A 16,008-nucleotide genomic window follows, 5' to 3' on the forward strand; every position below is an offset into this window, starting at 1 on the left:
CCCCTTTGGTGATTTTCATAATCAGCAGCCCCCAGGCCATTGCTAGTATCCAGACACCGCCAAGAACAATAAGGAAAACGCCATGCCGTACTTCCCAGGTGTCGAGAAGGTTCGCTTCGAAGGCCCCACCAGCGACGCCCCCCTCGCCTTTCGCCATTACGATGCCAACAAGCTGATCCTCGGCAAACCCATGCGTGAGCACCTGCGCATGGCGGCCTGTTATTGGCACACGTTCGTGTGGCCGGGTGCGGATATGTTTGGCGTGGGGACGTTCAAGCGGCCGTGGCAGCGCAGCGGCGACCCCATGGAACTGGCCATCGGCAAGGCAGACGCGGCCTTTGAGTTTTTCTCCAAGCTGGGCATCGACTACTACAGCTTTCACGACACCGATGTGGCCCCCGAAGGCAGCTCGCTCAAGGAATACCGCAACCACTTTGCGCAGATGGTCGACCACCTGGAGCGCCATCAGGAACAAACCGGCATCAAACTGTTGTGGGGCACCGCCAATTGCTTCAGCAACCCACGCTTTGCCGCCGGCGCCGCGAGCAACCCGGACCCGCAGGTATTCGCCTATGCCGCCGCCCAGGTATTCAGCGCCATGAACGCCACCTTGCGGCTCAAGGGCTCCAACTACGTGTTGTGGGGCGGCCGCGAAGGCTATGAAACCCTGCTCAATACCGACCTCAAGCGCGAGCGCGAACAGCTCGGACGTTTTATGCGCATGGTCGTGGAGCACAAGCACAAGATCGGCTTTAAGGGCGACCTGCTGATCGAACCCAAGCCCCAGGAGCCGACCAAACACCAATACGATTACGACAGCGCGACGGTGTTCGGCTTCTTGCATGAGTACGGCCTGGAACACGAGATCAAGGTGAATATCGAAGCCAACCACGCCACCCTGGCCGGGCACAGTTTTCATCATGAGATCGCCACCGCCGTGTCCCTGGGGATCTTCGGCAGCATCGACGCCAACCGCGGCGACCCGCAAAACGGCTGGGACACCGACCAGTTCCCCAACAGCGTCGAAGAAATGACCCTGGCCACCTATGAAATCCTCAAGGCCGGCGGCTTCAAGAACGGCGGCTACAACTTTGACTCCAAGGTGCGCCGCCAGAGCCTGGACGAGGTCGACCTGTTTTACGGCCACGTCGCCGCCATGGACACCCTGGCCCTGGCCCTGGAACGCGCGGCGGCCATGGTGCAAAACGACCAGTTGCAGCAATTCAAGGACCAGCGTTATGCCGGCTGGCAGCAGCCGCTGGGCAAGGCCGTGCTGGCGGGCGAGTTCAGCCTGGAGTCGCTGGCCGAGCATGCGTTTGCCCATGAGCTCAACCCGCAGGCCGTGAGTGGGCGCCAGGAAATGCTTGAAGGAATGGTCAACCGTTTTATCTACAGTTAAGGGGTTGTCGTGAGCGGGCTTGCCACAGGGGCGGCCCGCTAGCCACACCCACAGTGTTCGCCTAAAGTCTTCACCCAGTGTCTTTCCAACAACAATAAAAGGACGCACCACCATGAAGTCATTCAAACGTACCCTGCTCGCCACCACCCTGGCCCTGCTGACCCTGCCGGTCATGGCCGACCCGGCCCATCCGAAAATCGGCTTCTCTATCGATGACCTGCGCCTGGAGCGCTGGTCCCGTGACCGCGATTACTTCGTGGCGGCCGCGGAGAAACTCGATGCCAAGGTCTTCGTGCAGTCCGCCGATGCCAACGAACAAAAGCAGATCTCCCAGATCGAAAACCTGATTTCCCGTGGCGTCGATGTGATCGTGATCGTGCCGTTCAACGCCACGGTGTTGACCAACGCGGTGGCCGAAGCCAAGAAGGCCGGGATCAAAGTGGTGTCCTATGACCGCCTGATCCTCAACGCAGACATCGATGCCTACATCTCCTTCGATAACGAAAAAGTCGGCGAAATGCAGGCCGGCGGCGTGCTGCAAGCGGCGCCCAAGGGCAATTACTTCCTGCTCGGCGGCGCGCCCACCGACAACAACGCCAAGGTGCTGCGCGAAGGCCAGATGAAAGTGCTGCAGCCGGCCATCGACAAGGGCGATATCAAGATTGTCGGCCAGCAATGGGTCAAGGAATGGAACCCCACCGAAGCGCTGAGCATCGTCGAAAACGCCCTGACTCGAAACGACAACAAGATCGACGCCATCGTCGCCTCCAATGACGCCACCGCCGGCGGTGCGATCCAGGCCCTGGCCGCGCAGAAACTGGCGGGCAAGGTGCCGATCTCCGGCCAGGATGCCGACCTCGCCGCCGTCAAGCGCGTGATCGACGGCACCCAGACCATGACCGTGTACAAGCCGCTCAAACTGATCGCGACCGAAGCCGCCAAGCTGTCGGTGCAGTTGGCGCGTAACGAGAAGCCCACCTACAGCTCGCAATACGACAACGGCAGCAAAAAAGTCGACACCATCCTGCTCACTCCGACCCCGCTGACCAAGGCCAATATCGATCTGTTGGAGAAGGACGGGTTCTACACCAAAGAGCAGATCGGCGGGCAGTGAACGCCATGGCCGCCGACTACCTGTTGCAAATGAACGGCATCGTCAAAAGCTTTGGCGGTGTCAACGCGCTGAACGGCATCGATATCAAGGTGCGGCCGGGGGAATGCGTGGGTCTGTGCGGCGAGAACGGTGCCGGTAAATCCACCCTGATGAAGGTGCTGTCGGCGGTGTATCCGTACGGCAGCTGGGACGGCGAAATCCTCTGGGACGGGCAGCCGCTCAGGGCGCAGTCCATCAGCGAAACCGAGGCGGCCGGCATCGTCATCATCCACCAGGAACTGACCCTGGTGCCCGACCTGTCGGTGGCCGAGAACATCTTCATGGGCCACGAGCTGACCCTGCCCGGCGGGCGCATGAACTACCCGGCGATGTTCCACCGCGCCGAAGCGTTGATGCGTGAACTCAAGGTGCCGGACATGAACGTGGCGCTGCCAGTGTCGCAGTACGGCGGCGGTTACCAGCAGTTGGTGGAAATCGCCAAGGCCCTCAACAAACAGGCGCGCCTGTTGATCCTCGACGAACCCTCCTCGGCGCTGACCCGCTCGGAAATCGAAGTGCTGCTGGACATCATCCGTGACCTCAAGGCCAAGGGCGTGGCCTGCGTATACATCTCCCACAAACTCGATGAAGTGGCCGCCGTGTGCGACACCATCGCGGTGATCCGCGATGGCAAGCACATTGCGACCACGGCCATGGCCGACATGGACATCCCGCGCATCATTACGCAGATGGTCGGCCGCGAGATGAGCAACCTCTACCCCACCGAGCCCCATGCGGTGGGCGAGGTGATTTTCGAGGCGCGCCATGTCACCTGCTACGACGTGGACAACCCCAAGCGCAAGCGTGTCGATGATATTTCGTTCGTGCTCAAGCGCGGTGAAATCCTCGGCATCGCAGGTCTTGTGGGCGCCGGGCGTACCGAGCTGGTGTCGGCGCTGTTCGGCGCCTACCCTGGCCGCTACAGCGCCGAGGTGTGGCTGGACGGCGCGGTGATCGACACGCGCACGCCGCTCAAATCAATCCAGGCCGGGCTGTGCATGGTGCCCGAGGACCGCAAGCGCCAGGGCATCATTCCCGACCTGGGCGTGGGCCAGAACATCACCCTGGCGGTGCTCGACACCTACGCGCACCTGACCCGCATCGACGCCGAAGCGGAACTGGGCAGCATCGACCAGCAGATCGCGCGCATGCATCTCAAGACCTCCAGCCCGTTTTTGCCGATCACCAGCCTGTCCGGCGGCAACCAGCAGAAAGCCGTGCTGGCGAAAATGCTGATGGCCAAGCCCAAGGTGCTGATCCTTGACGAGCCCACGCGCGGGGTGGATGTGGGCGCCAAATATGAGATCTACAAACTGATGGGCGCGCTGGCGGCCGAAGGGGTGGCGATCATCATGGTCTCCTCGGAACTGGCCGAAGTGCTCGGCGTGTCCAACCGTGTGCTGGTGATCGGTGACGGCCAACTGCGCGGCGATTTCATCAACGAGGGGCTCACCCAGGAACAGGTGCTCGCCGCCGCGCTCAGCCAACACAATAACAATCGGAAGACCGCGTAGATGAATCAGCTCAAACAGCTGTTTACCCGCTACAAAATGCTCGCCCTGGTGATCGCGGTGGCCGTGATCTGGCTGTTTTTCAGTTGGCAGACCGAGGGTGGCTTCCTGACGCCGCGTAACCTGTCGAACCTGCTGCGGCAGATGTCGATCACCGGGATTCTGGCGTGCGGCATGGTGCTGGTGATTATCAGTGGCGAGATCGATTTGTCGGTGGGCTCGTTGCTGGGGCTGCTGGGTGGGTTGGCGGCCATCCTGGACGTGGTCTATCACATCCCGCTGCTGGCCAACCTGAGCCTGGTGGCGCTGTGCGGACTGATGATCGGCCTGGCCAACGGCTACATGACCGCGTATCTGCGCATCCCGTCGTTCATCGTCGGCTTGGGTGGGATGCTGGCGTTTCGCGGGATTTTGCTGGGGATCACCGGCGGCACCACCATCGCGCCGGTGTCGCCATCGCTGGTGTATGTGGGCCAGGGCTATTTGCCGCATACCGTGGGTGTGGGCCTGGGCGTGCTGCTGTTTGCGCTGACCTTGTTCCTTACCTGGAAACAACGGCGCAACCGCGCCTTGCATGGTTTGGCGGCGCATTCACGGGTGCGTGACGTAGTGCGCGTAGGGGTGATCGGCGCGGTGCTGGCCGGGTTCGTCACTACGCTCAACAGCTACGACGGCATCCCGGTGCCGGTGCTGTTGCTGCTGGTGCTGCTCGGCGTGTTCAGCTACGTCACCAGCCAGACCGTGTTCGGCCGCCGCGTGTATGCGGTGGGCAGCAACATGGAGGCCACGCGCCTGTCGGGCATCAACGTACAGGCGGTAAAACTGTGGATCTTCGGCATCATGGGCGTGATGTGCGCCCTCGCCGGCCTGGTCAACACCGCCCGCCTCGCGGCCGGCTCACCGTCGGCGGGCAACATGGGCGAACTGGACGCCATCGCCGCGTGCTTTATCGGCGGCACCTCAATGCGCGGCGGCTCGGGCACGGTGTACGGCGCGCTGCTGGGGGCATTGGTCATCACCAGCCTGGACAACGGCATGTCGATGCTGGACGTGGACAGCTACTGGCAGATGATCGTGAAGGGCAGCATTCTGGTGCTGGCGGTATGGGTGGACGTGAGCACGCGCGCGGGCCGGCGCTGAACCCATTCTCACCGACACCACATAACCCTTGTGGGAGGGGGCTTGCTACCGATGGCGGTGCATCAGCCAGCTTATCGGTAGCTGACCCACTGCCATCGGCAGCAAGCCCCCTCCCACAGTTGACTGCATTTCAAGGTTGGATCGAGGTGGCCAGTCTTATTCAAACGCCTGGCGATTCTCCGGCGTGATCAACTTGAACGGCACCCATACCACCGTCGACTCCAACACTTCGCCGCGGACCAGGCGGAGCGCGGTGTCCACGGCACCGCTGGCCTGGCCGGCGGCGTCCTGGAACACGCTGACCGCCATCTTGCCCTCGGCCATCAGTTTCAAGCCGTCCGGTGTGCCGTCGATACCGCCGACCCAATAGTCCTTGGCCTGCTTGCCAGCCTTTTCCAGACCCATGATCGCGCCGATTGCCATTTCATCGTTATTGGCGGCGACGATCGAAAAATCGACGCCCTGCTTGACCCAGTCAATGACAATCGTGGCGGCCTGACTGCGCTCCCAGTTGCCGACTTTTTTCTGTATCACTTTCATGTCCGGGTATTTGGCGACGACTTTTTCCACATCCTCCGTGCGCATCAACGAAGATGCGTTGGCCGGGTCGCCCACCAGAATCACCACGTTGCCTTTGTAACCGGCACGGCGCGCCAGTTCTTCCATCTGCAAAGTGCCCGACTCCAACTCGTTGGAGCCGACAAACGCGGTCTGCGCCGGCCACTTTTCCGGGTTCGGGTTACGGTTGACGAACACCAGCGGGATCTTGGCCTGCGAGGCCAATTGCATCATTTGCGCCGCGCTCTTGCCGTCCACCATCGCGATGATGATCGCATCCACTTTGGAATTGACCAGATTGCGGAATTGGCGCATCTGCAAATCGACGCTGTCCTTGCCGTTTTCCATAAAGATGTCGGCGTTCATGACGCCGGCCTGCTGCTGCACCCCATTGCGCAGCAGGGTCTGGAAGTTATCGTCGTATTTTGCCATCCCCACACCCAGCAAGGGCGTGGCGGCCTGGGTGGGGCCCGGAACGAACAGCGTCGCCCCCAGCGCGAGCATTAACCATGCTTTCATGTTCTGACTCCTGCGGCTCAAACGCTGAAATGATGGAGCAGCTCGCGCTGCACTTTGGCCATGTCCGACAGTTCCTGGCTGCTGACGGCGGACTGTTCGGCGCCGTTTGCGGTCAGTTGGGCCGAATCGTTGATCTGGATGACCATCCGACTGGTTTCCTGCACCGTGGCGCTTTGCTGCTCGGTGGCAGCGGCGATCTGAATATTCATGTCGCGGATACTGTCGACCGCGCCGCTCATGGACAGCAACAAATCACCGGCGCCCGAGGCCAGGGACACGCATTGGCTGGACTGCGCCTGGCTTTCGTTCATCACGTGCACCACCGAGTGAATTTTTTCCTGCATGAGCCCGATCATGTCCTGGATTTCGCTGGTCGAGGCCTGCGTACGGCTGGCCAGGGAGCGCACTTCATCGGCCACCACCGCAAAGCCGCGTCCCTGCTCGCCGGCCCGGGCCGCTTCGATCGCCGCGTTCAGGGCCAGCAGGTTGGTCTGTTCGGCAATGGTGCGAATGGCCACCACAATGCCCTCGATGTTCTGCCCGTACTTCTGCAGCTCATCGGTCACCTGCGTGGCTTTGTTCACCTGGTCGGCCTGCTGGCGGATATTGACGATGGTCTCGGCCACGCGCTCCTGCACTTTGTGCGTGAGGTCACTGGTATCGTCCACCGCCTGGCGGGTGTCCTGGGCGCGCCGCGCCACTTCTTCGACCGTGCTTTCCATCTGCGTCATGGCCGAGGCCGCCGACTGCAAACGGTCTTTCTGTTCATCCACCACGCGGGTGGTCTGCTCGCTGTTCAAGGCGTTGCTTCCAGCGGTCACGGCCAGTGCATCGGCAGAGCTGATCAATTCACGGAAGGTTTTCTGCAGGGCCTTGGTCAGTTCGTTCAGGTAGCCGCCCAACTCACCGAACTCATCTTTGCGGCTGACATCGAAACTGACTCGCATGTCGCCGGCGGTGAGTTTCTTGAGCACTTCACGGAACGCCGCCAACGGCCGCCGCAAGCTGAAGGCGACCCACGTACCAATCGCCACCGCCGCCAGCACCGCCAGCACACACGCAATCAACAGCAAGCTGCGGCTGGTGCCGATGGTGGCATTGGCCGAGTGACTGGCCTGGTTGGCGACCTCCAGGGACTGGCTGCCGAACTCGCCAATCCGCTCCAGGGTGGCTTTGAGCGCCGCATCCACCGCATCGCGTTGTTGCTGCACCTGCGTGGCGAGTTTCGCCTCCACTTGATAGGCCTGGAGCAGCCCGTCAGGGGCGGTCAGGTCCGTCAGCAGGCGATTGACCATCACGCCGGCGATACGCCCGGCTCGCGGGTCAATCGAGGTGAGGGCCTGGGCGCGAGAACTGATCACTTCGTCCTGCAGATTGAGCACGCGCTGTAATTTATCAATGGCGGGCGTGACGGTATGAGCGGCGAAGCCATCGTAGGATTTGTTGACTTCCAACAGCAGTTTTTCCGCGGCGGCCACCTGTTGCGGCTCGCCGGCACTGCGTGCCTGCGCGATGTAGTCGCGCAAGTAACTGGTCAACTGTATCGCCTGCGCACTGCTGTAGCCTTGCAGTTTGCGCGTCAGCACCAGCTGCTGCACATGCTGCAAGTGGGAGGTCATCAACGCTTGCGCCTGCTCGGCGTAGGCCGCGACCTGTTGCCGCTGCTGCGCCAGGTTCGCCCGCAGAGCCTCATGCTCGCCGGTATAGGCAAGGGTGCTGTCGAGCAACTGGTTGAACTGGGCGACGCTCTCGGTAAACGGGCGCTTGCCGTCCTCGATCTGCTTGGGGTCGGCACTGATCTGAATGGCCAGCAACGCCTGGTTGGCGCGCAGGATATGCACGTACAACTCACTCGCGGCCCGGCTCAAAGGCGCCGACTGGCCGGTGATAATGGTCAAGCGGCTGCCGATGGACTGCGTGTTCTGATAGCTGATCCCGGCCATGATCAGCAGCAACAGCACCAACACCGCAAATCCGCCGATCACGCGCTGCAATATGGTCATGGCTACCCCTTTTTGATTTTTATTGGTTGACCTGAACGACGACCAGGTATGCACCTAGTGGCTATATCGGCCTGGCGGGCGGGGACTTGAGTGCTGAAGGCAGGTTGAAACGCGGTCAAAAAAAAGTGAGAGGGGCTTGCTCCCGATGGCGGTGGGTCAGTCGATATCTACCTTGACTGACCTACTGCTATCGGGAGCAAGCCCCCACATTTGGATCGGTTTACACCTGATGGGTCAGGCTGATTTTTACACCGCGGTTACTGGCTCAACACCACATCGCGCATCGCCGGGATGTAACCGTAGTCGTAAGCCTCCTGCACAAACGAGCGATCGCCCTTCAAGACAATCCTCACCGTGGGCGCTTCGGTGCCGCCGATGCGGAAGTCGTCACCGGTGGTGGGCACGCTGTCGATAAAGGACGTCACCAGGCCGTTGGGCATCACGCAATGAGAATAGGTCTGGAACGGCTGCGAAGGTGGGTTGCCGAGTACCAGCCCGGACGCGTTCATCGGCGTGTAAGGACCAAACAGATGATCGCCAACAAAGCCGTAGACGCCATCAGGGCCGGTCACCCCATCCGCGTAGGTGAATTTATGGCTGATGGTGAACAGGTAGTATTTGCCGTCCTGGAACACATAATGCGGCCGCTCGGTTTGATCGTTCACCCCCACGGCAGTAACCAGCGGCGGCAGGATTTCCCATTCGTCACCGGCAAGGTCCTTGGCGACCGCGAGGCCGATGCAGCCGACCTGATAGCGCGCGCCACCCACGCCCTCATGCCCGGGCGGCACCAGGCCCAGCTCATCCGGGCCCACGTCGTGGGTGCCGCGTTCGCCGGCGACGTTGCCTTCAAACACCATGTACAACTTGCCATCCACCGGGTCGATAAACGGGCTGGGGTCGCGAAAGTTCCAGGTCGAGTTCTGCGCTTCGGTCTGGTAATAGGTGCCGTCCGCTTCGAATAGCGCCTTGACCTGGGTGAAACCGCGTAGCTCCACACCGTTATCGGACGTGACGACTTGGCCCCTGACCTTGGCGATGGTCGCACCTGGAGTCACACAGGTGTAATACAGGTCGATGTCGCCGCCGTTGTTGAGCAGGATCGGCGTGCCGGCCCATTCACGCGTGGTCGGCGATACCCCTTCGGCCATGACCCGGCCGCCGAAGATCCAGTCCTTGCCGGTGCGCGAGTACCAGTAGCAGATGCGCGCATGGCCATGGCGATCTTCCCAATCGCGTTTGATGTCGTAGCGGCCGTCGGCATTGATGAACTGTGGATCGTGGGGACGACGGTCGGCCGTCAGGGTGAAAATAACGGACCAGCCGTCGACCGACACCACCGTGCCATCCAGCGTGCGCAATGGCATGGTGTCCCAGATAAAGACTTTGTCGCTCATCACTGGAAAGTCGCCAGGCACCAACGGCTGGGTAGTGGTCGGGTCGTTTTCGTTGACTTTGAGCGCATCGGCGCGCGTCCAGCGAGTGGGGATGATCGTTGTGTGTTTCATCATTAAGTCCTTTTAATACCGGTGAGTTAGTCCATGACTGCACACAGTGCCTTGGGTGGCTGACATGACCCTTCCTGGGTGATCAGCACTTAAACACTGTGTTTATATACAGTATTCAGCGTTCGCCACGCCGTCAACCCTTACGCAAAAAAAATGTGGAAGGGGGCTTGCTCCCGATTGCGGTCCGTCAGTCATGGAGAGGTCGACTGAACCACCGCTATCGGAGCAAGCCCCCTCCCACAGGGGTGCTGGAGTGCCTGTTGAATCCTATTTGGAAACCGGCATCGCAAACTCCGCGCCCTGTTCGATGCTCTCCGACCAGCGCTGCATGATCGACTTCTGCTTGGTATAGAAGCGCACGCCTTCAGTGCCATAGGCATGCATGTCGCCAAACAGGCTCTTCTTCCAGCCGCCAAACCCGTGCCACGCCATCGGCACCGGGATCGGCACGTTGATGCCGACCATGCCCACCTGAATGCGCCGGGCGAATTCGCGGGCGATGTTGCCGTCGCGGGTGAAGCAACTGACGCCGTTGCCGAATTCGTGGTCGTTGACCAGTTGCACGGCTTCGGCGAAGTCGTTCACGCGCACGCAGGCCAGCACTGGGCCGAAGATTTCTTCGCGGTAGATGCTCATCTCTTGGGTGACGTGGTCGAACAGCGTCGCACCGAGCCAGAAGCCGTTTTCCAGGCCGGGTTCGGTGGGCACATAGTCGCGCCCATCGAGCAGCAATTGCGCGCCGGCCTGCACGCCTTGTTCGATGTAGCCGCTGATGCGTTCCAGGGCAGCGCGAGACACGATCGGGCCCATTTCGGCTTTCAGGTCGCGGCCGTCGGTGATGCGCAGTTGCTTGGCACGCTCGCTCAGGGCGGCGATGACCTTGTCGCCCACATCGCCGACCAGCACGGCCACGGAGATGGCCATGCAGCGTTCGCCGGCACTGCCGTAGGCGGCGCCCATCAGTGCGTCGACGGTTTTTTCGATATCGGCGTCAGGCATCACCACCATGTGGTTTTTCGCACCGCCCAGGCCTTGCACACGCTTGCCGTGACGCGCACCGGTCTCGTAGATGTATTGGGCAATCGGCGTGGAGCCGACAAAGCTCACGGCCTTGACGTCCGGGTGTTCGATCAGCGCGTCCACCGATTCCTTGTCGCCTTGCACCACGTTGAACACGCCTTTGGGCAGGCCGGCTTCGCGCAGCAGTTCGGCCATGAACAGCGATGCACTCGGATCGGTAGGGCTTGGCTTGAGGATGAAGGTGTTGCCCGCCGCGATGGCGATCGGGTACATCCACATCGGCACCATCACCGGGAAATTGAACGGGGTGACACCCGCCACCACACCCAGGGGTTGGCGCATCGTCCAGTTGTCCATGCCACGGGACACCTGGTCGGAATATTCACCCTTGAGCAGGTTGGGAATGCCGCAGGCGAATTCGAGGATGTCGATGCCACGGTCGACTTCACCCTGGGCGTCGGTGAAGACCTTGCCGTGCTCGGCGACGATGATGCGCGCCAGGTCGTCCTTGCGCTCACGCAGCAGGTGCAGGTATTGGAACAGCACACGGGCGCGGCGGATCGGCGGGGTGTCGGCCCAGCCGTCGAAGGCGGCCTGGGCGGCGGCGACGGCTTCGGCCACGGTCTGGCGGCTGGCCAGCGCGACGCGTGCGGTTTTTTCGCCGGTGGCCGGGTTGAAGACGTCCTGATAGCGATCATCGCGGCTCACGCGCTGGTCGTTGATGTAGTGCTCGATGGTGGTGGTCATGGCAGTCGATCCAGGTGGGTAGCGGTGGAACACACCTTAGGCTTTCGCTTTGTTCCAAACCAGAGCAGAATCCTGAACTTATTGTCCATAAACACGAACAATACACCCATGGAAAAAACTGAGATCGAGGGGCTTTGGACCCATATCCACTGGCTGTCGGTGCTGGAAGAGCAAGGCACCTATACCGCCGCCGCCGCGCGCCTGGGGGTGAGTAAATCGGCGGTGAGCCAGCGCATTTCCGATCTGGAAAAAGCCACCGGCACACGGCTGGTCACGCGCACCACGCGCAGTGTGCGCTTGACCGATGCGGGGCTGTCGTTGACCCGTGAAGTGCGCAGCGCCTACGCGCAAATCGCCCGCGGTTTTTCGTCCGTGCGCGACTCGGTCGGGGAGATTCGCGGGCTGGTGCGGCTGACCGCGCCGGTGGCGTTCGCCAGGCAGCAATTGGTGCCGCATCTGTCGGAATTTTTACAGCAGTACCCGCAGGTGCGTATCCAACTGGATGTGTCCGATGCCTTGAGTTCGCTGGCCGCCGAAGGTTACGACCTGGCCGTGCGCCACGGCTTCCAGGTGCCGGAAACCCACGTGGCGTGGAAGCTCTGCGACACCGGCTCGGTGCTGGTCGCCAGCCGTGATTACCTGCAGCGTCACGGCGAACCGCGCGCCCCCGGGGACTTATCCGCCCACAACTGCCTGTTTTACCCTCGGGGCACCGACCAACCGGCGTGGACTTTCGAGCGCGGCAGCCAGAACGTCGAGCGTCTCACCGTGCCCATCGCCGGCAGTTTCGCCACCAACAACAGTGAAGCCCTGCGCGATTCGGCCCTCAACCACCTGGGCATCGCCCTGCTCCCGGACTTCAGCGCCCACGCCGCGCTGGCCAACGGCACGCTGGTACAAGTGCTCAAAGACTGGACGCTCAAGGGCGCCTTTGCCGATGAGATCTACTTGATCCGGCCGTACTCGCCCCACGTACCGAAGTCGGTGAGCGCACTGGTGGGTTATTTGAAGGAAAAGTTGTCGCTTGGTTTTCGCTACGGTGGGTAAAGCTGACCGTGCACCGTTTGAAGACGTGACCAGCCATGACGTTTTTGCACAACGCATCGGTATTTTTAGGCGTTCATCTTCAGATTTATGCATGCCTATACTCGGTCCGGCCTGCTGTTGAGCCGCAGGCAGCCGCACAATAAAAAGGTCCCTACAACAATAATCAAGGACATCGACCATGACGCATCCCTTCCTGGCCGCCCGGGATTTCCTGCTCGCGCACCGCACCGACTATGCCACTGCCGTCCGTGACTTCCGCTGGCCGCAGTTGGATGCGTTCAACTGGGCCCTGGACTACTTCGATGTGATGGCCGAGGGCAATTCGGCCAACGCACTGTGGATCGTCGAAGAGGACGGCAGCGAGCAGCGCTACAGCTTCGCGCAATTGGCTGCGCGCTCGAACCAGGTGGCCAACCATCTGCGTGCCCTCGGGGTGCGTCGTGGTGAACGGGTGTTGTTGATGCTCGGCAACGACGTGGCGCTATGGGAAACCATGCTCGCCGCCTTCAAGCTCGGTGCCGTGGTGATCCCCGCCACCGCCCTGCTCAACCCGGATGATTTGCGTGACCGTATCGAGCGCGGCCAGGTGCGCCACCTGGTGGTGGGTGCGGCGCATGTCGATAAGTTCGTCGGCCTGGGCGACGGCTGCAGCCGCGTTTGCGTGGGCGCGGCGCCCGCGGGTTGGGTCGCGCACAGCGCCGCCTTCAATTACCCCGAGCAGTTCCAGGCCGAGGGCCGCACCCTGGCCACCGACCCGATGCTGCTGTATTTCACCTCCGGCACCACGTCCAAACCGAAGATGGTGCTGCACAGCCACCAGAGCTACCCGGTGGGGCATCTGTCGACGATGTACTGGATCGGCCTGCAACCGGGCGACCTGCACCTGAACATTTCGTCTCCGGGCTGGGCCAAGCACGCCTGGAGTTGCCTGTTCGCCCCCTGGAATGCCGGTGCGTGCATCTTTATCCATAACGTGGCGCGGTTCAGCGCACAGGCTTTGCTCGGCGCGCTGCAACACTATGGCGTGACCAGCCTGTGCGCCCCGCCCACGGTGTGGCGCATGTTGATCCAGGAAGACCTGGCCAGTTACAAGCCGCGCCTGAGCCTGCGCGAACTGGTGGGTGCCGGTGAGCCGCTGAACCCGGAAATCATTGAGCAGATCCAGCACGCCTGGGGCTTGCCGCTGCGCGACGGTTTCGGCCAATCGGAAACCACCGCCCTGGTCGGCAACACCCCCGGCCAAGTGCTCAAGCCGGGCTCCATGGGCCGCCCATTACCGGGCTACCGCGTGGCGCTGCTCGACCCCGATGGCGTGCCCGCCAGCGAAGGCGAAGTGGCGCTGCCCCTGGATGTGCGCCCGCTCGGCTTAATGCTGTGCTACGAGGACAGCCCGGAAAAAACCGCCGAAGTGATGCGCGACGGTTACTACCGCACCGGCGATACCGCGCAGATCGACAGCGACGGCTACATCACCTTTGTGGGCCGCGCCGATGACGTGTTCAAGGCCTCCGACTACCGCATCAGCCCGTTCGAACTGGAAAGCGCGCTGATCGAACACCCGGCGGTCATGGAAGTGGCCGTGGTGCCCAGCCCCGACCCGCTGCGCCTGGCGGTGCCCAAAGCGTTCCTGATCCTGGCCCACGATGCGCCGGGCAGTGCGGAGCTGGCCGCGCACATCCTCGCGTTTGCCCGCGAGCATCTGGCGCCCTATAAGCGGGTGCGCCGTATCGAGTTTGTGAGTGAACTGCCCAAGACCATTTCCGGGAAGATCCGCCGGGTGGAACTGCGGCAGATGGAGGTGGTGCGGCGCCAGGGGCAGACGCGGGGCGAGCACGAGCATTTCGAGGAGGATTTTTCTTGAGGGCAAAACCTGGTGTTGCGGCAGGTTACCAGTGGTACCAGATGCTCCAGATAATTGAGGCACCGAACCATATAGCTCCAAAATTATAGGGCCACAACGCCCAACGCTTAAGGGATAGGGGGATGGCGGCCAGCTCGGCTTCGGTCACATCCCCTCGCTTGATATGCGTTTTGGGCATCGCCAACAACTGATTGATCAGGCACATGCGGTGAAACCTGTCGATATGGGTATTTCTGCCCCAAAAACGTTTGTTATCGCAGACCACCTTGTTCTCGCTGAAGTAGCTTTCCAACTCTTCGAGCTTTGTGTATTCGGCGTAGAAAGTGAGCCCCGAGAAAACCAGGCACGCTGCAAATACAAGAACTGTAAAGATGAGAAAAAAATCCATGGTTAGGCGCCTTCTGGTTGATAGATAAAGTCACCATCGATCTCCAGGATGTTGCCGCCCAGAAATGCGCCCCCGTCGCCAAATATATTGCCTCCCGCATACCCTCCCGCAGCGCCGCCAATAACTGCACAGGCCAACGCACCGTTTCCTTTAGCCGCAACGCCCAAAAGAATCGTACAGACTTGAGAGGCGAATTTTGCACCGAACTTCCCTCCTCCATAAGCTCCCGCCACGCCAGCCACCAACCTCCCAGTCTCCACATACTTGGCCCGCCGACACTGCGCCTCTCGCCCTTCGACACACGCTTGCTTGATCTCCAACCCTGCCACTCCCACATCCATCGCCAATCCCACGTACGTCCCCTTCCCCAACCATTTCGACGTCTGCGCAATCGCCCGCATCCGCTGCGCATACCCGGCAATCTCGCCCTTGTGCAGATAGCTTTTGGTGGAAATCCCCAGCACCTTCTTCAACGCCTGATTGCCCCGCAACCCCGTGCCAAATCGCGCCGCGCCTTGCAGCTGGGTTTCCAGCAGCCCGAACAGGACCTTGCGCTGGTGAAAAAACGCTTCTCGATCCAAACCGCCCTCCCTCAGGCGCTGATGCAATCGCTCGATCTCCTCCAGCGTATGCGCCACCTCATCCAGATGCCGTGACCATGCCGATGTTGCGCTGCCGATGCCCAACGAGCTGTACCCCAACAGGCTTTGCAGCAAGTCATAGTCATTGACCACCTGGGTTCCGCCCGCATTGTCCAGCTCCCGGCGAATCGCCTGCGCCTGACGCACCAGCCAGGCCTCCTCCATGGAACAGCTGGCGCTGTAGGCATCGGGAATAATGACCAACTGCCCGGGCATCACCAGCCCACGGCGCAGATGATGGTTCAACACATCGAAATGGTCCGAGCGTTCCCGACTCAAACCGCTGGCCATCAAGCGGGATTTCAAGCTCTGGTAGTCCGCCGTGCGGTCGTTGATATAGCCCTGCGCCATGTCCTACATCCCAGGAGGCAATGAAGATGGCGTCGGAATATAAGCAAGGGAATAGACCCCGGACACAAGCCCAGGGGGTCTGAATTACATTTGGGAAGTTGCCTACATCGCAGGGAAAAAGCGCCTACGCAAAAGCCGCACTTGAACCTCGACGGACAACTG

General features: G+C 61.4%; 12 protein-coding genes and 1 pseudogene. 6 read left to right on the forward strand and 7 right to left on the reverse strand.

The features are described from left to right. The first annotated feature begins 82 nt into the window (after nt 1-82). The 4 genes from xylA to AB4O23_RS21235 all read left to right on the forward strand — a co-directional run bounded on the left by xylA (nt 83) and on the right by AB4O23_RS21235 (nt 5,203). Nucleotides 83-1,399, forward strand: a complete 1,317-nt coding sequence (xylA, locus tag AB4O23_RS21220; protein ID WP_017528367.1) for a xylose isomerase — start codon at nt 83-85, stop codon at nt 1,397-1,399. Nucleotides 1,400-1,511: 112 nt separating this feature from the next. After that, nucleotides 1,512-2,513 carry a D-xylose ABC transporter substrate-binding protein gene (gene xylF / locus AB4O23_RS21225; RefSeq protein ID WP_017528366.1) on the forward strand — a complete coding sequence of 334 codons (1,002 nt, stop codon included), beginning with the start codon at nt 1,512-1,514 and terminating at the stop codon, nt 2,511-2,513. Between the two features lie 5 nt (nt 2,514-2,518). After that, the gene (gene xylG / locus AB4O23_RS21230; RefSeq protein ID WP_032883461.1) at nt 2,519-4,066 is read left to right on the forward strand and encodes a D-xylose ABC transporter ATP-binding protein; all 1,548 of its coding nucleotides are present in this window, start codon (nt 2,519-2,521) and stop codon (nt 4,064-4,066) included. Further along, complete coding sequence (locus AB4O23_RS21235) at nt 4,067-5,203, forward strand: sugar ABC transporter permease (protein ID WP_017528364.1); 1,137 nt, start codon at nt 4,067-4,069, stop codon at nt 5,201-5,203. 156 nt (nt 5,204-5,359) lie between these two features. Here the strand turns inward: AB4O23_RS21235 and AB4O23_RS21240 are convergent, their stop codons facing one another. From AB4O23_RS21240 to AB4O23_RS21260, 5 genes and pseudogenes are all read right to left on the reverse strand, one after another. Beyond that, entirely contained in the window at nt 5,360-6,280 is a 921-nt protein-coding gene (locus AB4O23_RS21240) for a substrate-binding domain-containing protein (protein WP_017528363.1), read from the reverse strand. A gap of 17 nt (nt 6,281-6,297) precedes the next feature. Then, on the reverse strand, nt 6,298-7,227 hold the full coding sequence (locus AB4O23_RS21245) for a methyl-accepting chemotaxis protein (RefSeq protein ID WP_460064018.1): 930 nt from the start codon (nt 7,225-7,227) through the stop codon (nt 6,298-6,300). Then, nucleotides 7,204-8,283, reverse strand: a pseudogene (locus AB4O23_RS21250) (CHASE3 domain-containing protein); the annotation flags it as partial. The pseudogene AB4O23_RS21250 and the gene AB4O23_RS21245, both read right to left, overlap by 24 nt. A gap of 257 nt (nt 8,284-8,540) precedes the next feature. Continuing rightward, nucleotides 8,541-9,791 carry a glycoside hydrolase family 68 protein gene (locus tag AB4O23_RS21255; protein ID WP_065877868.1) on the reverse strand — a complete coding sequence of 417 codons (1,251 nt, stop codon included), beginning with the start codon at nt 9,789-9,791 and terminating at the stop codon, nt 8,541-8,543. Between the two features lie 267 nt (nt 9,792-10,058). Further along, a complete protein-coding gene (locus AB4O23_RS21260; RefSeq protein ID WP_017528360.1) occupies nt 10,059-11,558 on the reverse strand; it encodes a CoA-acylating methylmalonate-semialdehyde dehydrogenase in 1,500 nt (499 codons plus the stop codon). 108 nt (nt 11,559-11,666) lie between these two features. Here AB4O23_RS21260 and AB4O23_RS21265 point away from each other — a divergent pair, with 108 nt between their 5' ends. Together AB4O23_RS21265 and AB4O23_RS21270 are read left to right on the forward strand one after the other, a co-directional pair. After that, nucleotides 11,667-12,605 (forward strand): LysR family transcriptional regulator, encoded by a 939-nt coding sequence (locus AB4O23_RS21265; RefSeq protein ID WP_017528359.1) that lies wholly within the window; start codon nt 11,667-11,669, stop codon nt 12,603-12,605. Nucleotides 12,606-12,783: 178 nt separating this feature from the next. Next, nucleotides 12,784-14,466 carry an AMP-binding protein gene (locus tag AB4O23_RS21270; RefSeq protein WP_368949598.1) on the forward strand — a complete coding sequence of 561 codons (1,683 nt, stop codon included), beginning with the start codon at nt 12,784-12,786 and terminating at the stop codon, nt 14,464-14,466. Between the two features lie 25 nt (nt 14,467-14,491). Here the strand turns inward: AB4O23_RS21270 and AB4O23_RS21275 are convergent, their stop codons facing one another. Continuing rightward, nucleotides 14,492-14,854 carry a hypothetical protein gene (locus AB4O23_RS21275; RefSeq protein ID WP_065877864.1) on the reverse strand — a complete coding sequence of 121 codons (363 nt, stop codon included), beginning with the start codon at nt 14,852-14,854 and terminating at the stop codon, nt 14,492-14,494. Between the two features lie 2 nt (nt 14,855-14,856). Next, nucleotides 14,857-15,846 (reverse strand): hypothetical protein, encoded by a 990-nt coding sequence (locus AB4O23_RS21280; RefSeq protein WP_065877862.1) that lies wholly within the window; start codon nt 15,844-15,846, stop codon nt 14,857-14,859. Nucleotides 15,847-16,008 lie beyond the last annotated feature (162 nt).

It is taken from the genome of Pseudomonas sp. H2_A10 (assembly GCF_054680085.1).

What these genes read in the sequence shown, in the direction of transcription:
- xylA (WP_017528367.1), top strand. Translation starts at nt 83, where the DNA reads ATGCCGTACTTCCCAGGTGTCGAGAAGGTTCGCTTCGAAGGCCCCACC.
- xylF (WP_017528366.1), top strand. Translation starts at nt 1,512, where the DNA reads ATGAAGTCATTCAAACGTACCCTGCTCGCCACCACCCTGGCCCTGCTG.
- xylG (WP_032883461.1), top strand. Translation starts at nt 2,519, where the DNA reads ATGGCCGCCGACTACCTGTTGCAAATGAACGGCATCGTCAAAAGCTTT.
- AB4O23_RS21235 (WP_017528364.1), top strand. Translation starts at nt 4,067, where the DNA reads ATGAATCAGCTCAAACAGCTGTTTACCCGCTACAAAATGCTCGCCCTG.
- AB4O23_RS21240 (WP_017528363.1), bottom strand. Translation starts at nt 6,280, where the DNA reads ATGAAAGCATGGTTAATGCTCGCGCTGGGGGCGACGCTGTTCGTTCCG.
- AB4O23_RS21245 (WP_460064018.1), bottom strand. Translation starts at nt 7,227, where the DNA reads ATGCGAGTCAGTTTCGATGTCAGCCGCAAAGATGAGTTCGGTGAGTTG.
- AB4O23_RS21255 (WP_065877868.1), bottom strand. Translation starts at nt 9,791, where the DNA reads ATGAAACACACAACGATCATCCCCACTCGCTGGACGCGCGCCGATGCG.
- AB4O23_RS21260 (WP_017528360.1), bottom strand. Translation starts at nt 11,558, where the DNA reads ATGACCACCACCATCGAGCACTACATCAACGACCAGCGCGTGAGCCGC.
- AB4O23_RS21265 (WP_017528359.1), top strand. Translation starts at nt 11,667, where the DNA reads ATGGAAAAAACTGAGATCGAGGGGCTTTGGACCCATATCCACTGGCTG.
- AB4O23_RS21270 (WP_368949598.1), top strand. Translation starts at nt 12,784, where the DNA reads ATGACGCATCCCTTCCTGGCCGCCCGGGATTTCCTGCTCGCGCACCGC.
- AB4O23_RS21275 (WP_065877864.1), bottom strand. Translation starts at nt 14,854, where the DNA reads ATGGATTTTTTTCTCATCTTTACAGTTCTTGTATTTGCAGCGTGCCTG.
- AB4O23_RS21280 (WP_065877862.1), bottom strand. Translation starts at nt 15,846, where the DNA reads ATGGCGCAGGGCTATATCAACGACCGCACGGCGGACTACCAGAGCTTG.